This is a genomic window from Nocardia sp. KT25-26 (genome assembly GCF_056627695.1).
Map to the genome: position 1 here is coordinate 2,417,532 of NZ_CM152813.1, position 18,143 is coordinate 2,435,674.

Annotated in this window: 19 protein-coding genes; 15 read left to right on the forward strand and 4 right to left on the reverse strand. The window is 67.5% G+C overall.

Going from position 1 to position 18,143, the window contains the following annotated elements; all coding sequences use genetic code 11:
* Window positions 1-22: 22 nt before the first annotated feature.
* From ribH to tpiA, 13 genes are all read left to right on the forward strand, one after another.
* Window positions 23-505 carry a 6,7-dimethyl-8-ribityllumazine synthase gene (ribH, locus tag AC1HFH_RS10940; protein ID WP_480247319.1) on the forward strand — a complete coding sequence of 161 codons (483 nt, stop codon included), beginning with the start codon at window positions 23-25 and terminating at the stop codon, window positions 503-505.
* Between the two features lie 2 nt (window positions 506-507).
* Window positions 508-1,023, forward strand: coding sequence for a PH domain-containing protein (locus AC1HFH_RS10945; RefSeq protein ID WP_480247320.1), 516 nt, complete (start codon window positions 508-510; stop codon window positions 1,021-1,023).
* Between the two features lie 829 nt (window positions 1,024-1,852).
* On the forward strand, window positions 1,853-2,173 hold the full coding sequence (locus AC1HFH_RS10950) for a type VII secretion target (RefSeq protein ID WP_480247321.1): 321 nt from the start codon (window positions 1,853-1,855) through the stop codon (window positions 2,171-2,173).
* Window positions 2,170-2,931, forward strand: a complete 762-nt coding sequence (locus AC1HFH_RS10955) for a hypothetical protein (RefSeq protein WP_480247322.1) — start codon at window positions 2,170-2,172, stop codon at window positions 2,929-2,931. Before AC1HFH_RS10950 ends, AC1HFH_RS10955 begins: the two co-directional genes overlap by 4 nt.
* Entirely contained in the window at window positions 2,931-3,470 is a 540-nt protein-coding gene (locus tag AC1HFH_RS10960) for a hypothetical protein (protein ID WP_480247323.1), read from the forward strand. Before AC1HFH_RS10955 ends, AC1HFH_RS10960 begins: the two co-directional genes overlap by 1 nt.
* 273 nt (window positions 3,471-3,743) lie before the next feature.
* Window positions 3,744-4,079: a hypothetical protein gene (locus tag AC1HFH_RS10965; RefSeq protein WP_480247324.1), complete on the forward strand. Its 336-nt coding sequence runs from the start codon at window positions 3,744-3,746 to the stop codon at window positions 4,077-4,079.
* A 348-nt stretch (window positions 4,080-4,427) separates the two neighbouring features.
* Window positions 4,428-6,422 (forward strand): excinuclease ABC subunit UvrC, encoded by a 1,995-nt coding sequence (gene uvrC, locus AC1HFH_RS10970; RefSeq protein WP_480247325.1) that lies wholly within the window; start codon window positions 4,428-4,430, stop codon window positions 6,420-6,422.
* Window positions 6,423-6,565: 143 nt separating this feature from the next.
* On the forward strand, window positions 6,566-7,525 hold the full coding sequence (gene rapZ / locus AC1HFH_RS10975) for an RNase adapter RapZ (RefSeq protein ID WP_480247326.1): 960 nt from the start codon (window positions 6,566-6,568) through the stop codon (window positions 7,523-7,525).
* A 32-nt stretch (window positions 7,526-7,557) separates the two neighbouring features.
* Window positions 7,558-8,568: a gluconeogenesis factor YvcK family protein gene (locus AC1HFH_RS10980; protein ID WP_480247818.1), complete on the forward strand. Its 1,011-nt coding sequence runs from the start codon at window positions 7,558-7,560 to the stop codon at window positions 8,566-8,568.
* Window positions 8,565-9,542 carry a DNA-binding protein WhiA gene (whiA, locus tag AC1HFH_RS10985; protein WP_480247819.1) on the forward strand — a complete coding sequence of 326 codons (978 nt, stop codon included), beginning with the start codon at window positions 8,565-8,567 and terminating at the stop codon, window positions 9,540-9,542. Before AC1HFH_RS10980 ends, whiA begins: the two co-directional genes overlap by 4 nt.
* Before the next feature lie 161 nt (window positions 9,543-9,703).
* Window positions 9,704-10,720: a type I glyceraldehyde-3-phosphate dehydrogenase gene (gene gap, locus AC1HFH_RS10990; protein WP_480247327.1), complete on the forward strand. Its 1,017-nt coding sequence runs from the start codon at window positions 9,704-9,706 to the stop codon at window positions 10,718-10,720.
* 4 nt (window positions 10,721-10,724) lie between these two features.
* Window positions 10,725-11,939 (forward strand): phosphoglycerate kinase, encoded by a 1,215-nt coding sequence (locus AC1HFH_RS10995; RefSeq protein ID WP_480247328.1) that lies wholly within the window; start codon window positions 10,725-10,727, stop codon window positions 11,937-11,939.
* A 55-nt stretch (window positions 11,940-11,994) separates the two neighbouring features.
* On the forward strand, window positions 11,995-12,744 hold the full coding sequence (tpiA, locus tag AC1HFH_RS11000) for a triose-phosphate isomerase (protein WP_480247820.1): 750 nt from the start codon (window positions 11,995-11,997) through the stop codon (window positions 12,742-12,744).
* Between the two features lie 76 nt (window positions 12,745-12,820).
* On the opposite strand, the gene AC1HFH_RS11005 is transcribed toward tpiA, so the two are convergent.
* Complete coding sequence (locus tag AC1HFH_RS11005) at window positions 12,821-13,639, reverse strand: META domain-containing protein (protein WP_480247329.1); 819 nt, start codon at window positions 13,637-13,639, stop codon at window positions 12,821-12,823.
* A gap of 83 nt (window positions 13,640-13,722) precedes the next feature.
* On the opposite strand from AC1HFH_RS11005, the gene AC1HFH_RS11010 reads away from it, so the two are divergent.
* Both AC1HFH_RS11010 and secG read left to right on the forward strand, forming a co-directional pair.
* The gene (locus AC1HFH_RS11010) at window positions 13,723-15,321 is read left to right on the forward strand and encodes an MFS transporter (protein WP_480247330.1); all 1,599 of its coding nucleotides are present in this window, start codon (window positions 13,723-13,725) and stop codon (window positions 15,319-15,321) included.
* A gap of 34 nt (window positions 15,322-15,355) precedes the next feature.
* Window positions 15,356-15,589 carry a preprotein translocase subunit SecG gene (secG, locus tag AC1HFH_RS11015; protein WP_480247331.1) on the forward strand — a complete coding sequence of 78 codons (234 nt, stop codon included), beginning with the start codon at window positions 15,356-15,358 and terminating at the stop codon, window positions 15,587-15,589.
* Window positions 15,590-15,595: 6 nt separating this feature from the next.
* Here the strand turns inward: secG and AC1HFH_RS11020 are convergent, their stop codons facing one another.
* The 3 genes from AC1HFH_RS11020 to AC1HFH_RS11030 all read right to left on the reverse strand — a co-directional run bounded on the left by AC1HFH_RS11020 (window position 15,596) and on the right by AC1HFH_RS11030 (window position 18,098).
* Window positions 15,596-16,075, reverse strand: coding sequence for a carboxymuconolactone decarboxylase family protein (locus AC1HFH_RS11020; protein WP_480247332.1), 480 nt, complete (start codon window positions 16,073-16,075; stop codon window positions 15,596-15,598).
* A complete protein-coding gene (locus AC1HFH_RS11025; protein ID WP_480247333.1) occupies window positions 16,072-17,172 on the reverse strand; it encodes an NAD(P)H-dependent amine dehydrogenase family protein in 1,101 nt (366 codons plus the stop codon). Before AC1HFH_RS11025 ends, AC1HFH_RS11020 begins: the two co-directional genes overlap by 4 nt.
* A gap of 77 nt (window positions 17,173-17,249) precedes the next feature.
* Window positions 17,250-18,098 (reverse strand): SDR family NAD(P)-dependent oxidoreductase, encoded by an 849-nt coding sequence (locus AC1HFH_RS11030; RefSeq protein WP_480247334.1) that lies wholly within the window; start codon window positions 18,096-18,098, stop codon window positions 17,250-17,252.
* Window positions 18,099-18,143: the final 45 nt, after the last annotated feature.

The following is an 18,143-nucleotide window of genomic DNA, read 5'->3' on the forward strand; positions in this document are numbered from 1 at the left end:
TCCCTCGAAAGGTGACCTACTGATGAGCGGTACCGGGGTACCGACCTTCGCCCTGTCCGACGCCCGCGATCTGCGGCTCGGAATCGTGGCCTCGCGCTGGCACACCGAGATCTGCGACACCCTGGTCGCCAACGCCGAACGGGTCGCGAAGGACGCCGGCGTGGCGAACGTGACGGTGGTGCGCTGCGCCGGTGCGATGGAGCTGCCGGTGGTGGCCCAGGAATTAGCCCGCACCCATGATGCGGTCGTCGCGCTCGGTGTGGTGATCCGTGGCGGCACACCGCACTTCGAGTACGTGTGCGATGCCGTCACGGCCGGGCTGACCCGGGTCTCGCTGGACGCCGCGACCCCCGTCACCAACGGGGTGCTCACCACGAACACCGAAGAACAGGCGCGGGACCGGGCCGGGCTACCCGGTTCCGCCGAGGACAAGGGCGAGCAGGCCTGTGCCGCCGCGCTGGACGCCGCACTCACCCTGCGCTCGCTCCGGTCCGCATCGGCCTGACCATGCCGGTGGTACGGATGTGGCGGCGCGACGCCGGGGAACCCGCGGACCAGGGGTGGGAACTGGAGGTACGGCCCCGGCGTTCGGTGTGGACCGCCCGCGCGGTGGCCGTCCTGGTGCTCGTCGTCTTCTGTCTCGGCGCGGTCGTCCTGCGCATCGGTGATTCGGGAGTGAACTTCCGGATGGCCGACCAGATTGCCATGGTCGGCATCGGCGTGCTCGGCGCCGCCGCTGTCCTGCTGCTCACCCGCCCCCGGCTGCGCGCCGGCCGCTCCGGTGTCACCGTCCGCAACATCCTCGGCGACCGCGAATTCGCCTGGGACACCATCCGTGGCGTCTCCTTTCCGGACCGCAAGGCCTGGGCCCGTCTCGAACTCGTCGACGACGACTACGTACCCATCCTCGCCCTGCGAGCCAATGACAAACTGCACGCGGTGCAGGGGATCGACCGGTTGCGGGAGCTGGGGGCGAAGTATGCGCCGCCGCGGGAGAATGGAACCGGCCGGACAGGGTCCTGACCCCACCCAGTGGCCCACCTCAAAGAGTTGCGTCCTGGCCTTGAACGATGATCCGGATCTGTATGCCTTCGATCCTTGGCGGTCGGCGATCCTGCTGGTCGGTGGCGACAAGACCGGAGAGTGGAACGCCGGGTATCGGAGAGCGATTCCACGAGCCGAAGCGCTCCATGAGATGTGCCTGAAGGAAGAACGGCAGAGGAGCGGAAGCGGCTGAACTTCACCCAGGCGGCCTTTGCCGAGCTGACGCCACATCGCCATGAGGTCGGCACGCCGGGCAGCATACTCGTCGGCCATTGGCGCGGTGCCGTCGGCGAGTCGTACACACGGTCCCTCGGGGCGAAGACCGGGTGGCGCTTCGGCCGGTTCGAGTTTGCCTGTGTAGGGCGGGCCGGCAACCCGCCATCGAACCGTGAGACCGGACACCTTGACAGCTGCGAACTGGTGCGCAATTCGACTGACCAAGTGGTGCCGTCCGTTCCGGACGGCGTGTAGTTGATACGCTGATGCGCGTTGGACCAGGGAGGGAATGCAAGTATGACCGGGGATGATCAGGGCGGGGCCGGGACACCTTGTCCGATGGCGAATCTGCTGGAAGCACAGTCGGGGCGGCTGATAGGCCCCCTCGACACCAACGCGCCGCCCGGTCGGTCACCCAGTGTTACGACTCCACCGAGGACGGCCGCTGCACCGAACGCTGCACTTCCGACGCGGTTACCTTCCGCCCGGCCACGACCGAGTCTTTCACGACTGGTTTCGGCGATTGGCTTGGTCGAGGCAGAGAAGAGATTGCCGAGCCCACCCCCCGAACTGCGGGTTGAGGAATGATTGGATGACTGAAGAATTCAAAGTTGAGCCGGACGACATTGATTCTGCCGCTCGAATCTTATGGAAGCTTTCCGAAGACAACATCCAGGCTGTCAACTACGCTAAAGAGTGGGTAGAAGTTCAGGAGCACGGGGGGATAATTCTGTCCCCCGTGCTGGATCAGCTTCAGAAGGCGTGTGACGATCTGGTGGCCAACTATGAGAGGCTGGGGCGAGTAACAGATGATTCTCAGCTGGAGCTGACGAATGCCGCGAAGATGTATCGGACAACAGATTATGACTGGGCCAAGGCGCTGGATGCTGGTTATGAAGGTGTTGAAGAGTGAGCGCGTTGAGTGAGTATCCGGTAGAGAAGCTTGCGGAACCGGAATACTCTGACCCGGTGCACGACTATGTTGAGTTGGTTCTCAGTGGTAATGGGGTCAGTTTGACTTACCACTTGAACAATTTGATTTCAATGGCCACGGCTCCATTTATGGGAGGCGAGGGATTCAATTGCATTGGAACGATTACAAATCATCTTTCGGGGGACTGGGTGGCGCTGCAAAAGTCAGGCGATGCAATCCGGAAACTGTCTGAATACAACACTGCGTACCAGGCTGCTATAGAAGCGGCGATGGGACGTTCCAGCGAGTCGTGGCAAGGGAATGCAGCGGAGGCTGCGCGTGCTTACTTTTCTACCCTGTGTAGTGCGCTGGAAGGTCAGAAGGAGGCCATGGAAAATGTGGCCAACGAGATCGAAGGCTATGCACTCGCCTCATATGGCATGGCAAACGGCATTGCGGATCTGGTGCAATACCTCGGTGACTTGGCGATCCAGTGGCTCGTGGAATTTCTAGCGGCAAAGGCTGCGGCGTCCTCGGGTGTCGGTGTGGGTGTTGCTGTGGCGTTGGAGGCTGCTGCAGCGGCAATTGCGGCCTTGATGGCGTCTAAGGTGGTGGAACTCATCGGGAACCTTGGACACATAGCGAACGGTAGTGAGGCAGTACTGGGACTGATCAGCGCGGGCATGCACGCGGCGCTCGAGGCATCGGCGATCCCCGAACTACCTCGATCCACTTACGATCACCCTGGAGTGTGGTAATGGAACGCAAGGAAGAGCCGATGCTCGACACTGTAAACGGAGACGTCGGGGTGTCACGCCATTTGGCCAAAGCGCTGAAGACGCTGATCGGGAGCCCGATGGTAGACGCTGATTTGCAACGTCAGATAGGGGACATTCTAAACGGCAAAGGCACTCTCCGTGATTTGGCCAAAAGTGACAGCTTTGTGCGTCTGAGTGACAACATGCTTCCGCAGATTTCTGCTGATTTGGCATCTAGAACACCGGAGGAGATGAGTCGCCTTGCTGCACAGGGTGAGGAGATTATTGCTCGATACCGCAGTGGCGAATTCGTTGATTCCGGTAAAGTGGACGTCGGTGATGGGACTGCCAATAATTCGGACTCTTCGAGTAGACCTTCTGGTGGGTTGAATGATGCTGGATCCAGCAGTCGCGCGATGGGGCACGTGTTGTCCGGTACCCGAAAACCGAACCGTGAGCAGGTTGTTACGCCGATCGATGACGAAGACGAAGACGATCGGTACTTTCAAGAGCGGAACCAGCGCGGCTGGCTGGTGTGAGTCCCCGTGAATACGCGTACAATCGCCAAGATCAGTCTTCGGCACTGCGAGGACCCTCTCCCACGTACTCGGCTTCTGTACCAGAAGAGCCGGTTCCGAACGGTTGAGCCGCTGGAACTCGAGATCGCCGATCGCCTACCGGATGTATGCAGTCGGCATGGCTGGCCAGCTGTACACCGGCAGGCGTTCCGAACATGGTTCCATGACACACCGAAACATCCGCGGTCGCACGGGTGGGGGGTCAGTGGGTTCTTCGCCCGTCATAGTCCACCGATGTCGACGATCGTGGTGGGTGCTTGGCCGGTGTGTGCACGGTGTGAGTGGACAGGGCGATGGCTTCGTCGCGCTGCGCTGCTGCTGGCAGCCGTGATGGCGATCAACTTCATCGCTCTGGCGGCCGTGACCGTCCTGGCGTGGGCGGGAGTCGATGTCGGGGCACCCGTTGCACTTGTGTGGGGATTCTTCCCGGGAACCTTGCCGCTCGGAATGGCAGCCGCTGTGTTTCTGCTCAAGATGCGAGACAGGCTGGGTGACTGGGATGTTGTCGACGATGAGCTCTACCTCATCGTGAAGGTCGATCCCGGATTCGCCGCTGCGACAGCGACGTAGCTGGCGGGTCCGACTGTCGGTCTTGCGGTCGTTGATAGGGCACGACGGACCCGGGAAATGGCAGGAAGTGAGCGAGCAGTACGAGTGCTGGGGTTGTGGGCAGGTTTGCCGGTAAATCGTACTGTGCGCAATCGGTGCGGCTCGGCCGTCGGTCTACTGGCACTGACGTTCGGCGTTGGGGCGGTCCTGGGACGAGATTCGGGACGAGGCATGGGTGGCTCAGTGGCGCGATGCCGAGGGGTGAGGCGGCCCGGTGCTGAGGATAGTGCCAGGTCAAGACTGTCGCGCGGGTGCTGGTACCGGGTGCTCGGCGCATCGCCTGTCGGTTGCCGTCGATAGGCTGGACCCGTGGCAGATCCCGCGACGTACCGGCCGAAGCCGGGCACCATCCCTGTCGAACCCGGCGTGTACAAGTTCCGGGATGCGCACGGGCGGGTCATCTATGTCGGTAAGGCGAAGAGCCTGCGCAGCCGGCTGAACTCGTACTTCGCGGATGTCGCCGGGCTGCATCCGCGGACCCGGCAGATGGTGACGACGGCGGCGAGTGTCGAGTGGACGGTGGTGTCCACCGAGGTGGAGGCGCTGCAGCTCGAGTACAACTGGATCAAGGAGTTCGACCCGCGGTTCAACGTCCGCTACCGCGACGACAAGTCGTACCCGGTGCTGGCCGTCACGCTGAACGAGGAATATCCGCGACTGTTCGTCTACCGGGGCGCCCGGAAGAAGGGCGTCCGGTACTTCGGGCCCTACGCACACGCGTGGGCGATCCGGGAGACCCTGGATCTGCTGCTCCGCGTATTCCCGGCCCGGACCTGCTCGAACGGCGTGTTCAAACGGCACAACCAGATGGGCCGGCCCTGCCTGCTCGGCTATATCGACAAGTGCTCGGCGCCCTGTGTCGGCCGGGTCGGCGCGGACGAGCACCGGGAGATCGTGGACGAGTTCTGCGACTTCCTGTCCGGGCGGACCGACGCCATGGTCCGGTCGCTGGAGCGGCGAATGCAGGAGGCCGCCGACGAGCTGGATTTCGAGACCGCGGCCCGGCTGCGTGACGACGTCCAGGCGCTGCGTCGGGCCCTGGAGAAGCAGGCGGTGGTGCTCGGGACCGGCGCCGATGCCGACGTGATCGCCTTCGCGACCGACGATCTGCAGGTCGCGGTGCAGATCTTCCACGTCCGGGACGGCCGCGTCCGTGGCCAGCGCGGCTGGGTGGTGGACAAATCCGGTGACGCCGTCGACGCCGGATCGGGAACCGGCGAGACCGCGGCACTGGTGGAACAGTTCCTCACCCAGTTCTACGGCGAACAGGTGGCGGTCGCCGAACAGGGCGGGGCCGCGGAAACGGGGGCCGTGGTGCCGCGGGAGGTGCTGGTTCCGGTGTTGCCCGAAGACGCCGACGAGATCCAGCAGTGGCTGTCCCGGCTGCGTGGTTCGGCGGTGTCGCTGCGGGTACCGCAGCGCGGCGACAAGAAGGCCCTCGCCGAAACGGTGCAGCGCAATGCGCAGGAGGCTCTCGCCCAGTACAAGCTGAAGCGCGCCGGCGATCTCACCTCGAGATCGCAAGCCCTGCAGGACATCCAGGACGCCCTGGAGCTCGACAGTGCCCCACTGCGGATCGAATGTGTCGACATCAGCCATGTCCAGGGCACCGATGTCGTCGCCTCCCTGGTGGTGTTCGAGGACGGGCTGCCCCGGAAATCGGACTACCGGCACTACGGAATCAAGGAGGCCGCCGGCGACGGCCGCTCCGATGATGTGGCCAGCATCGCCGAGGTCACCCGCCGCCGCTTCGCCCGGCTGGCCCGCGAGCGAGGGCAGGCCGGCGACGACACTGCGGCCGCCGACACCGACGAGCCCGGGTCGCGGCCCGGAATCGACCCGGCGACCGGCCGGCCCCGGCGGTTCGCCTACCCGCCGAACCTCTACGTCGTCGACGGCGGTGCTCCGCAGGTGGCGGCCGCGGCCGCGGTGCTGGACGAGCTCGGTATCACCGACGTCGCGGTCGTGGGCCTGGCCAAACGGCTCGAGGAGGTGTGGGTGCCGGGGGAGCCGGATCCGGTCATCCTGCCCCGCAACAGTGAGGCGCTGTTCCTGCTGCAACGGGTGCGGGACGAGGCCCATCGGTTCGCCATCACCTTCCATCGCAGCAAGCGCTCCCGCCGGATGACGACCTCGGCGCTCGATGCGGTCAAGGGGCTCGGCGAGACCCGGCGCACCGCCCTGGTGACCCATTTCGGATCGGTGGCCCGGCTGCGCAAGGCCAGCGTGGACGAGATCACCCAGGTACCGGGTATCGGAGTCACCACGGCGAAGGCGGTCCTCGCGGCGCTGAACGAACGGTGACCCCGGTCCGGCGGCGCCGCCGGTGACGGCATGTCGACCGCCCGGCCGAGATATTCGCCGTGGCGTACGTTGTGTGTCGGCGCCCGAACGCGGGCCCGGTAGTTCATGATCGGAAGGGCACTCGGAAACGGATCCGGTAGGACATGAGAAGAGTCGAATCGAACAGCCTGGGCGGCGCCCGGGGACACGCTGCTGCCGAGCGCAGTGATGCGGGGGCGCAGCAGCCGGTGGAGGTCGTCGTCGTGACCGGCCTGTCCGGTGCGGGCCGCGGTACCGCGGCGCGCGTACTCGAAGATCTCGGCTGGTACGTGACCGACAACCTGCCCCCCGAACTGATCGGCCGGATGGTCGAACTGGGCGCCGGCACCGAGCCGCCGATCCGGCGCCTCGCGCTGGTGATGGATGTGCGGAGCCGGTTCTTCACCGGCGACCTCTCCGGGGTCACCGAGGAGCTGCGCGAACGCGGGGTCCGCACCCGGGTGCTGTTCCTGGAGGCCTCCGACGATGTGCTGATCCGCCGGTTCGGGTTCGCCCGCCGGCGGCATCCGTTGCAGAGCGAGAGCAGTGACGGCACGCTGTCGGCCGGGCTGGCCGCCGAACGGGTCCGGCTCGCGTCGGTCAAAGCCGCTGCCGATCTGGTCATCGACACCACCGAGCTGTCCATCCACCAGCTGCACCGCAAGCTGGAGGAAGCGTACGGCGGCGGTGCTCCGGCGGCCCTGCAGCTGACCGTGCAATCGTTCGGATTCAAATACGGGGTTCCGCTCGACGCCGACATGATGTTGGATGTGCGTTTCCTACCCAATCCGCATTGGGTACCGGAGCTCCGGGAACACACCGGATGCGAATCGGAGGTCAGCGACTACGTGCTGGCGCAGCCGGGCGCGCGGGACTACCTGCGTACCTGCCGTCATCTGGTGGACCTGACCACGGCCGGATACCGCCAAGAGGGGAAGCGATACATGACGGTGGCAGTGGGGTGCACCGGTGGACGGCACCGCAGTGTGGCGATCGCCGAGGCGCTCGGCGATCTGCTCGGTGCCGACGCCGGGGAATCGGTCGATGTGGTCCGGGTGGTGCACCGGGATCTGGGGCGCGAGTGACGGGCTGGGAAGCCGAGCCCGCGGTGGTGGCCATGGGCGGCGGGCACGGTTTGTACGCGACGCTGACCGCACTGCGGCGGCTGACTCGCCGGATCACTGCGGTCGTCACGGTCGCCGACGACGGCGGGTCCTCGGGCCGGTTGCGGGCCGAGCTGGGCGCGGTACCGCCCGGCGACCTGCGGATGGCCCTCGCCGCATTGGCCGCCGACGATGAGGACGTCTGGACCCGGACCGTGCAGCACCGGTTCGGCGGCAGCGGTGCGCTGGCCGGTCATTCGGTGGGCAATCTGATGCTCGCGGGTCTCACCGAGGTGCTCGGCGACCAGGTGGCCGCCCTGGCGGAGCTGGGCCGGATCCTGCGGATCACCGGCCGGGTGCTGCCGATGGCCCCGATACCGCTGGATATCGAGGCCGATGTGGCGGGCCTGGAGGCGGACCCCCGGGTGAGCCGGTGCATCCGTGGCCAGGTCGCGGTGGCCACCACGCCAGGGAAGGTCCGCCGGGTGCGGCTGCTGCCTGCCGACCCGCCCGCGGCGCCGGCCGCCACCGCGGCGGTCGAACACGCCGATGTGGTGGTGCTCGGACCGGGTTCGTGGTTCACCAGTGTGATCCCGCATGTGCTGGTGCCCCGGCTGTGCGAGTCGCTCACCTACGCCCGGGCCCGTAAGATCCTGGTGCTCAATCTGGCTGCCGAGCCGGGCGAGACGGCGGGCTTTTCCGCCGAGCGTCACCTGCATGTATTGTCCCAGCACGCACCGGATTTCGCTGTCGATCAGGTGCTGGTGGATTCCGCCTCCGTACCGGAGGGCAGACAGCGCGAACACGTGGCGAGAGCTGCGGAACAGTTGCGGGCACGGGTAACCTTCTGCGATGTCGCCGAACCGGGTACGGACCGGCATCATCCCGGAAAGCTTGCTGCCGCACTGGATCAGCTGATCCGGGAGCCCGAGCCGCAGTCGGCGGGGCTTCGAGTCGAGGGACGGCACATGGGCCAGGATGTGCGTTCCGGGTTGGGTGGAAAGGAGCGCGTCTCGTGGCGATGACAGCCGAAGTGAAGGACGAACTGAGCAGGCTGGTGGTGTCGCAGGTCAGCTCCCGCAAGGCGGAGCTGTCGGCGTTGCTGCGGTTTGCCGGTGGCCTGCACATCGTCGGTGGCCGGGTGATCGTCGAGGCCGAGGTGGACATGGGTTCCATCGCGCGGCGGCTGCGCCGGGAGATCTTCGAACTGTACGGCTACGGATCCGATGTGCATGTGCTCGGCGCCGGCGGACTGCGCAAGACGTCCCGGTATGTGGTCCGGGTATCCAAGGAGGGTGAAGCGCTCGCCCGGCAGACCGGGCTCCTGGATGTCCGTGGGCGGCCGGTCCGCGGCTTGCCCGCGCAGGTCGTCGGCGGCACCATCACCGACGCCGAGGCCGCCTGGCGCGGTGCATTTCTCGCGCACGGCTCGCTGACCGAGCCGGGACGTTCCTCGGCGCTGGAGGTCAGCTGCCCGGGCCCCGAGGCGGCGCTCGCGCTGGTCGGCGCCGCCCGCCGGCTCGGCATCACCGCGAAGGCTCGCGAGGTGCGTGGCACCGACCGGGTGGTGGTCCGCGACGGTGAGGCGATCGGCGCGCTGCTGACCCGGATGGGCGCCCAGGACACCCGCCTCACCTGGGAGGAACGCCGGATGCGCCGGGAGGTGCGGGCCACCGCCAACAGGCTCGCCAACTTCGACGACGCCAACCTGCGCCGTTCCGCCCGGGCGGCCGTCGCCGCCGCCGCGCGCGTGGAGCGGGCCCTGCAGATCCTGGGCGACGAGGTACCCGACCATCTGGCGGCCGCCGGCCGGCTGCGGGTGCAGCACCGCCAGGCCTCCCTGGAAGAGCTCGGTCAGCTCGCCGAGCCGCCGATGACCAAGGACGCCGTCGCCGGGCGCATCCGCCGGCTGCTGTCCATGGCCGACCGGCGGGCCAAGGACCAGGGCATCCCGGACACCGAGTCCGCGGTCACCGCGGAATTGCTCGACGAAGCGTGAGGAAACCGGCGCTCCGGGCGATTCCGGCCGGGTACCCTGGCTGCCGGGGAGGTGTACAGCCGGGTGACTCACAGGGGGTGGCCGTTGTCGGTGAGGTGACGGCTTGCGATTAATGTGGGTGCCGTCGGAATGAATCCGCTGGAAAGCTGAGGAGCGATAACGTGACTGTCCGGGTAGGCATCAACGGCTTCGGTCGTATCGGACGAAACTTCTTCCGGGCGGTGGAGGCGCTGAAGGCGGCCGGCACCACCGATATCGAGATCGTCGCGGTCAACGACCTCACCGACATCGATACGCTCGCCACTCTGCTCAAGTACGACTCGATCCTCGGCCGGCTGCCGAAGGATGTGCGCGTCGAGGGCGACACCATCGTCGTCGGCGACCAGCCGATCAAGGCGCTCGCCATCAAGGAGGGCCCGGCGGCCCTGCCGTGGGGCGACCTGGGCGTCGACATCGTGGTCGAGTCGACCGGCATCTTCACCGACGCGACCAAGGCGAAGGGGCACCTGGCCGCGGGCGCCAAGAAGGTGATCATCTCCGCGCCGGCCAAGGGCGAGGACATCACCATCGTGATGGGTGTCAACGACGACAAGTACGACGGCAGCCAGAACATCATCTCGAACGCCTCGTGCACCACCAACTGCCTCGGCCCGATCGCCAAGGTGCTCAACGACGAATTCGGCATCGTCGAGGGTCTGATGACCACCGTGCACGCCTACACCCAGGACCAGAACCTGCAGGACGCGCCGCACAAGGATCTGCGCCGCGCCCGCGCCGCCGCCCTGAACATCGTGCCCACCGGCACCGGTGCCGCCAAGGCGATCGGCCTGGTGCTGCCGGAGCTGCTCGGCAAGCTGGACGGTTACGCGCTGCGGGTCCCGGTGCCGACCGGTTCGGTCACCGACCTGACCGCCAACCTGGCGAAGACGGCCACCCTCGACGAGGTGAACGCGGCGATGAAGGCGGCCGCCGAGGGCCCGATGAAGGGCATCCTCAAGTACAACACCGACCCGATCGTCTCCAGCGATATCGTCACCGACCCGCACTCCTCGATCTACGATGCACCGCTGACCAAGGTCATCGGCAACGAGGTCAAGGTGGTGTCCTGGTACGACAACGAGTGGGGCTACTCCAACCGCCTCGCCGATCTGGTCGGCCTCGTCGGCAAGTCGCTCTGATCCGATGACCGTTCAGACACTTCAGGATCTGCTGAACGAGGGCGTCGAGGGCCGGGGCGTGCTGGTGCGTTCCGACCTCAACGTCCCCCTCGACGAGAACGGCGACATCACCGATCCCGGCCGCATCATCGCCTCGGTGCCGACCATCTCCGCGCTGGTCGAGGCCGGTGCCAAGGTGGTCGTGATGGCACACCTGGGCAGGCCGAAGGGTGAACCGGACCCGAAGCTGTCGCTCGCGCCGGTTGCGGCGAAGCTGGGCGAACTGCTCGGCCGTAATGTGCAGCTGGCCGGTGACGTCGTCGGCTACGATGCACTGTCCCGGTCCGAGGGGCTCACCGACGGTGATGTGCTGCTGCTGGAGAACGTGCGGTTCGATCCGCGTGAGACCAGCAAGGACGACGCCGAGCGGGCCGCACTCGCGGCCGGCTACCAGGAACTGGTCGGCGACGACGGTGCCTTCGTCTCGGACGGCTTCGGTGTGGTGCACCGCAAGCAGGCCTCGGTGTACGACGTGGCGAAGCTGCTGCCGCATTACGCGGGCACGCTGGTCGCGGCCGAGGTCGAGGTGCTGCAGAAGCTGACCCGGGACCCGGAGCGGCCCTATGCGGTGGTGCTCGGTGGTTCCAAGGTCTCCGACAAGCTGGCCGTCATCGAGGCACTCGCCCCCAAGGTCGACACCCTGGTGATCGGCGGCGGCATGTGCTTCACCTTCCTCGCCTCCCAGGGCGTCCCGGTCGGGTCGTCGCTGCTGCAGGAAGAGATGATCGACACCTGCAAGGACCTGCTGGAGCGCTACGCCGATGTGATCCACCTGCCCCGCGACATCGTGGTGGCCGACAAGTTCGCCGCGGACGCCGAGACACAGGTCGTCGCGGCCGACGCCATTCCGGACGGCTGGATGGGCCTGGACATCGGCCCGGCCGCGGCGGACCGGTTCGGTGCGCTGCTCACCGAGGCGAAGACGGTGTTCTGGAACGGGCCGATGGGCGTGTTCGAGTTCGAGAAATTCGCCGGCGGTACCCGGGCGGTGGCCGAGGCCATCGTGACCGCCACCGGGAAGGGTGCGTTCACCGTCGTCGGTGGTGGCGATTCGGCGGCCGCCGTCCGCACGCTCGGCCTGCCCGAGGACGGTTTCTCGCACATCTCCACCGGTGGCGGCGCGTCGCTGGAATACCTGGAGGGCAAAGAGCTGCCGGGTATCTCGGTCCTGGAAGGATGATCCGATCGTGACACAGTCATCGCCCCGGAAGCCGCTCATCGCCGGCAACTGGAAGATGAACATGAACCACCTCGAGGCCATCGCGCTGGTGCAGAAGGTGGCGTTCGCGCTGCCCGAGAAGTACTTCGCGAAGGTCGACGTGGCGGTGATCCCGCCGTTCACCGATCTGCGCAGCGTCCAGTCGCTGATCGACGGGGACAAACTGTTGCTGACCCTCGGCGCGCAGGACGTCTCGGTGCACGACCAGGGTGCCTACACCGGTGAGGTCAGCGCGGCCATGCTCGCCAAGCTGGGCTGCAGCTTCGCCGTGGTGGGGCATTCGGAGCGGCGGCAGTACCACAACGAGGACGACGCCACCGTGCTGGCCAAGGCCAAGCAGGCGCTGAAGCACGAGATCACCCCGATCGTGTGCATCGGCGAAGGGCTCAACGTCCGGGAGGCCGGTACCCACGTCGAGTACAACCTCGAGCAGTTGCGTGGTTCGCTGAAGGGCCTGACGGCCGAGGAGATCGCGAAGGTGGTGATCGCCTACGAGCCGGTGTGGGCGATCGGCACCGGCAAGGTCGCCACCCCGGCCGATGCCCAGCAGGTGTGCGGTGCCATCCGCGCCGAGCTCGCCGAGCTGGCCTCCCCGGAGGTCGCCGCCGGTGTGCGGGTGCTCTACGGCGGTTCGGTGAATGCCAAGAACGTCGGTGAATTGGTCGGCCAGGCCGATATCGACGGCGCGCTGGTCGGCGGGGCCTCGCTCAAGGGCGACGAGTTCGCCACCCTGTCCGCGATCGCGGCCGGTGGGCCGCTGCCCTGAGGTAGCTCTCCGGAACAACGGGCCGCCGCACCGAGCATTCGGTGCGGCGGCCCGTCCGTATTCCGGGTGCGTCCGGTTATTCGGCCTGCAGGGTGAGCCCGGTGCCGTTGTCGTTGCGCAGGGTGAGGGTGTCGGCATCGACCAGTGCGGTAGCGGTGCCGTCCAGCGTGCGCAGCACCGTCTGCTCGATCGCCATGACGTCCTCCGGGCAGGCCATCTTCGTGGTGGTCGCGGTGAACGTCACCCGGGGTCCGTCGGGTGAATCGGCGAGCTCGGCGGTGCCACCCATCTGGTTGCAGCCGGTGAAGCCGGTGAGCGAGCCGTCCGCGCCGATGGTCAGGTTCGGGGACACCTCGGTCAGCAGCTGTGAACGGGTGCGGGCCTGGTCGGTGATCAACTCGGTCACCACCCAGGAGGTGCCGGTCAGCGGCTTGTCCGGCATCACCACCTTCTTGTCGGTGAGCCGCACCGTCATGGTGTCGTTGCTGAGGGTGAGGTCGTCGCCGTCGAGCTGCCAGGTGGGTTCCGAAGTGAGGAACTCCTCCTGCCAGGCGTCGGCCTGCGCGCGGTCACCCGGGCAGCCCATCAGGGTGGTCGCCAGCGCCTCCACATGCAGCACGCCGTCGGTGAAGTCGACGGGGCCGGTTCCGGTGTTGCAGCCGGAATTCGCGCTGATCCGGTCCTCGGTGAAGATCAGCGTCATCGGTCCGCCGCCCGGGATCTGCCCACCCTCGACGGCGGTGGACAGATAGGTGTGCCCCACCGGGGTCGCCGAGGGGGTACTCCCGTCGTCGCCGTCGCCGGAACACGCCGACAGGGCCGCGGCGAGTACCGCCGGGACCAGCAGGAACGGCGCGGCGCGGACCGGGGACCTGCGCAGGAGATCGGTAAGCATGCCGCCGATGGTACGGCGTGCGCTCCCGGCTACCGGGCTGCCGCGGCCGGTGGCGTGCCGCACCGGCGCTATGCTCGGCTGCGATGAGCACCGCGCAGGCGAGCACTCCGATCTCCACCTGGGCGCCGTTGCATTCCCGGATCTATCGGGCGCTGTGGATCACGCAACTGGCTTCCAACCTCGGCACCTGGATGCAGATGGTCGGCGCACAGTGGCTGCTGGTGGACGAGCCGAATGCGGCCACCCTGGTTTCCTTGGTGCAGACGGCGCTGAGCCTGCCGGTGATGCTGCTGGCCATCCCGTCCGGTGTCCTCGCCGACCTGGTGGATCGGCGCCGGCTGTTACTCGCAGCCCAGTCCGCGATGGCGGTCGTTGCAGCGGTGCTGGCCCTGCTCACCGCGACCGGGCACACCACCCCGGCGGTACTGCTGACCCTGCTGTTCCTGCTGGGCTGCGGCCAGGCCCTGACCGCACCGGCCTGGCAGGCGATCCAGCCGGAACTGGTACCCCGGGAACAGATCCCCTCCGCCGCCGCACTGGGCAGTATGGCCTTCAATGTCGGCCGGGCGGTCGGACCGGCGCTGGCCGGTGTCCTGGTCTCGTTGTCCGGGCCGACGCTGGTGTTCGCACTGAACGCGGTGTCGTTCGGCGGCATCGTCGCGGTGCTGGCGGTCTGGCGGCGTCCGGCGCACGACACCGACCTGCCCTCGGAACGGCCCCTGGCCGCACTGCAGGCGGGCACCCGGTTCATCCGTGCCGCCCCGGCCATCCGCCGGGTGCTGATGCGGGTGATCCTGTTCGTCGGCCCCGCGAGTGCGGTGTGGGCGCTGCTGCCGGTCGTCGCGCACGATCGGCTCGGGCTGGCGGCCGACGGATACGGGCTGATGCTGGGGGCACTCGGGCTCGGTGCGGTCGCCGGCGCGTTCGGGCTCGCCAGGCTGCGGAACCGGTTCACGCCCACCCAGCGGCTGGCGCTCGCCGCGGTGGTTTTCGCGGCCGGTTCGGTCGGTGCCGCACTGGCGCCGTACCTGGCGGTCGTGCTGATCCTGCTGGTCGCCTCGGGAACGGCCTGGATGCTGGCGATGTCCACTATGAACGCCACGGTGCAGTTGCTGCTGCCCGGCTGGGTGCGGGCTCGCGGGATGTCGGTCTATCTGCTGGTCTTCATGGGGTGCCAGGCGCTCGGCGCCCTGGTCTGGGGTCTGGTCGCCGGGGCGACCGGACCGGCGACCGCCCTGCTGATCGCCGCGGTGCTGTTGGTCGGCTGCGCGATCTCGACCGGATGGTTGCCGATCCGGCACAACGTCGAGGAGATCGACCTGTCTCCGGCGATCTTCTGGCCCGAGCCGCAGTTGGCCGTCGAACCGGATCCGGCAGACGGCCCGGTACTGGTACTGCGCACCTACCGGGTGGCGCCGGACGATCTTCCCGAATTCACCGCGGCCATGGCACTGGTCGGCCGGTCGCGGCAGCGCACCGGCGCGATGGAGTGGCGGCTCTACCGCGATGTCGGCGCGGTCGACCGGTTCGTCGAGGCCTTCGTGGTGCGCTCCTGGGCCGAACATATGCACCAGCATCAGGTCCGGCTGACCGCGCGGGACCGGGAGATCGAGTCCGCGGTGGTGAAATTCTCCGATGGGGCGGTGACGGTGACCCATCTGGTCGCAGTCGAGCCCGGTTAGACCACGGCGGTGCCCAACCCATAGGATGGTCGGCATGCGGATGTTCCTGGATGTCCTCCTGATTGTCACCAGCGTGCTGCTGGTGCTGCTGGTGCTGCTGCACCGCGCCAAGGGCGGAGGCCTGTCCAGCCTGTTCGGTGGCGGTATGCAGTCGAGCCTGTCCGGCTCCACCGTCGTCGAGAAGAACCTCGACCGCATCACCATCTTCACCGGTATCGTCTGGTTGATCGCCATTCTCGGCATCGGCCTGGAGATCAAGTTCTCCTGACCTTCGTCAGTGCCCGGGCAGCCGGCACGCGCCGTCCAGCCCGAGGACGTGGTTGAGGCGGCCGAAGGCCAGCCACGATCCGATGCTCATCGACAGCTCCACCACCTCGGCCTGGCTGTAGTGCGCGAACATTCGCGCCCAGAACGCGTCGTCGAGCCCGTGATGGTCGAGTGCATAGCGTTCGGCGTACTCGGCCGCGAGCCGGGTACGTTCGTCGAAGGCGTCCGTGCCACGCCAGTTCGCCACCGCCTCGTCGAACCCGTCCTCGACCTTCGATCCGTCGCGTTCGGTGCGCCAGTCCTGGCAGAAGAGGCATCCGTTGATCTGGGCGATGCGTAACCGGGCCGCCTCGAATGCGCGCAGGTCGATCGTCGAATGTTCGTAGACCGACAGCGAGAACTGTGCGGCGGCGATCCCGATGCCGGGCACCAGTTCGCCCCACACGTAGCCGATCGGATCCTTGTCCTCGGGAATGTCGATGATCATGTCGTGGTCCCTTCTGCTGGTCGGGGCGATCCCCAGATGCCGACTGCCGGACGCAGCGGCACGTCGAGTGCGTCGTAGAGACCCGGTTCGGCGTCGATGAGCCACCCGATCGCCCCGACGAGGCGGCCCACCGCGGTCGCATTGCCGCCCGCGGCCCGGTTGCCGCCCTCGTCGGTCGCCTCGACACAGACCTCGATCCGGGGCCGCCCTTCGAGGATCACGCGGTGCACGCCCGCGCCACCGTCCGGCGGGGTCGGCCAGTCCGGTGCGCAGTCCGGGTCGATGCGGGTGACGTGTTCGATGACGATCCGCGGTACACCGCCGACGATGCCCTGTACCTCGAACCGCACCGCGCCCTGGGTACCGGCCGCGAAGTCGCCCATGCCGGTGGTGCGGACGGTCGCCGCCAGCGCCCGGCGATCGCAGGTCTCCCGGATCTCGTCCAGTTCGGCACCCAGCGCTCGCGCGATCATCCGCACCTGGCCACCCCACACCATCGTCGGGATCGACGGCGCGATCATCGGGGGCAGATAGTCCATCGGCCGGCCCATGCCGACCAGGTCCCGAACCGAATCGGGCTGATCGTAGGTCGAGTAGTCGAAGATCTCCTGGCAGCGGATCGCCTCGACCGTCGTACCGAGGCCGCTGAGCAGCAGCGGCAGCACATCGTTGCCCCAACCGGGATCTACACCGGAGGCGAACAGTGAGCCGCCGCCTTCGGCGATCGCAGCCAGCACCGGATCGCGCAGTTCGGGGGGTGCGCCGGGCGGGTCGTACAGGGGGTACAACGCGGGGCTCACGACGACGGCGCCGGCGCGGATCGCCCGGCAGATGTCGGCGAGCGCCGCCTCCGGGCGGGTATCGCCGGTGGCCGCGTACACCACGGCGGCCGGACCGGCGGCCAGCACCGCCTCGATCTCGGCGGTCGCCGCGACACCGAGTTCGTGTCCCAGGTCGGCGAGCTCACCGGCATCCCGGCCGACCTTACCGGGATGGTGGACGAGCACAGCGGTGAGCTCGAGTGCGGGGTGCGCTGCCACGGCGCGGATCGCCGCCCGGCCGACGTTTCCGGTACCCCAGACGACGGTGCTGATCATGGCTGCGCACGCTACCGAACTGAAACAGGTTCTCGTGACGGAATGCCGCCGATCGCCGCGTAACCGGAATCGCAGCGTCAGTCGACGCGGGGTACCCGGCCGTCGATATCGGTGAAGCCGTAGGCATCGGCGAGGTCGGCCACCCGCCATGCCTTGCCGGTGCGCTGCAGTCGGTCGGCGTCGACGGCCAGCGCAGCGACGGCACGCCCGGGGAATCGCGGTGTCTCGGCGGCATCGAGGTCGAAGGTGCCCTCGCCCGGCAGCGTGACCCGCCGCTTGCCGTCGGCGTCGGCGGGAATCAGCTGCAGCAGTTCGGTGTTCACGATGCCCGGCCACAGCGATACGACGGTGACGCCGGAATCGGCCAGGTCGTGGGCCATATCGGCGGTCAGTCGATCCAGTGCGGCCTTGGCGACACCGTAGACGGCATTGTGTGAATAGCGTTGCGCACCGGGGGAGGAGATGTTGACGATCAGACCACCCGATTCGCGCAGCAGCGCTGCCGCGTACACACCGGCCGCATAGTGCGACCGGACACCGACATCGAAGGTCTCGTCCCATGCCGCGGGCGGCACTTCCCAGAACGGTTTGCCCAGCCAGCGGGCGGCCGCGGGGGAGTTGTAGACATTGTTCACCAGCACGTCCAGGCGGCCCTGTTCGGTGCGCACCCGGTCGAACAGAGCCGCCACCGCAGCGTCGTCGCGGTGATCGCAGACGTATGCAATGCCGGTGCCGCCGAGCTCGTCGATCTGCGCGGCCGTCTCCCGGACCGTGCCCGGGAGACGGTCCGGCGTGGTCGACCGCCCGGTGACGTACACCGTGGCTCCTGCGGCGCCGAGTTCCAGTGCGATGCCTTTGCCGATGCCGCGGCCGGCTCCCGTGACCACCGCGACCCTGCCGTCGAGTTCTGGGGGTATTCCGCTCACAGTCCCGGGACATTACCGTGAAACCTGCAACACGTTCTAGTATTT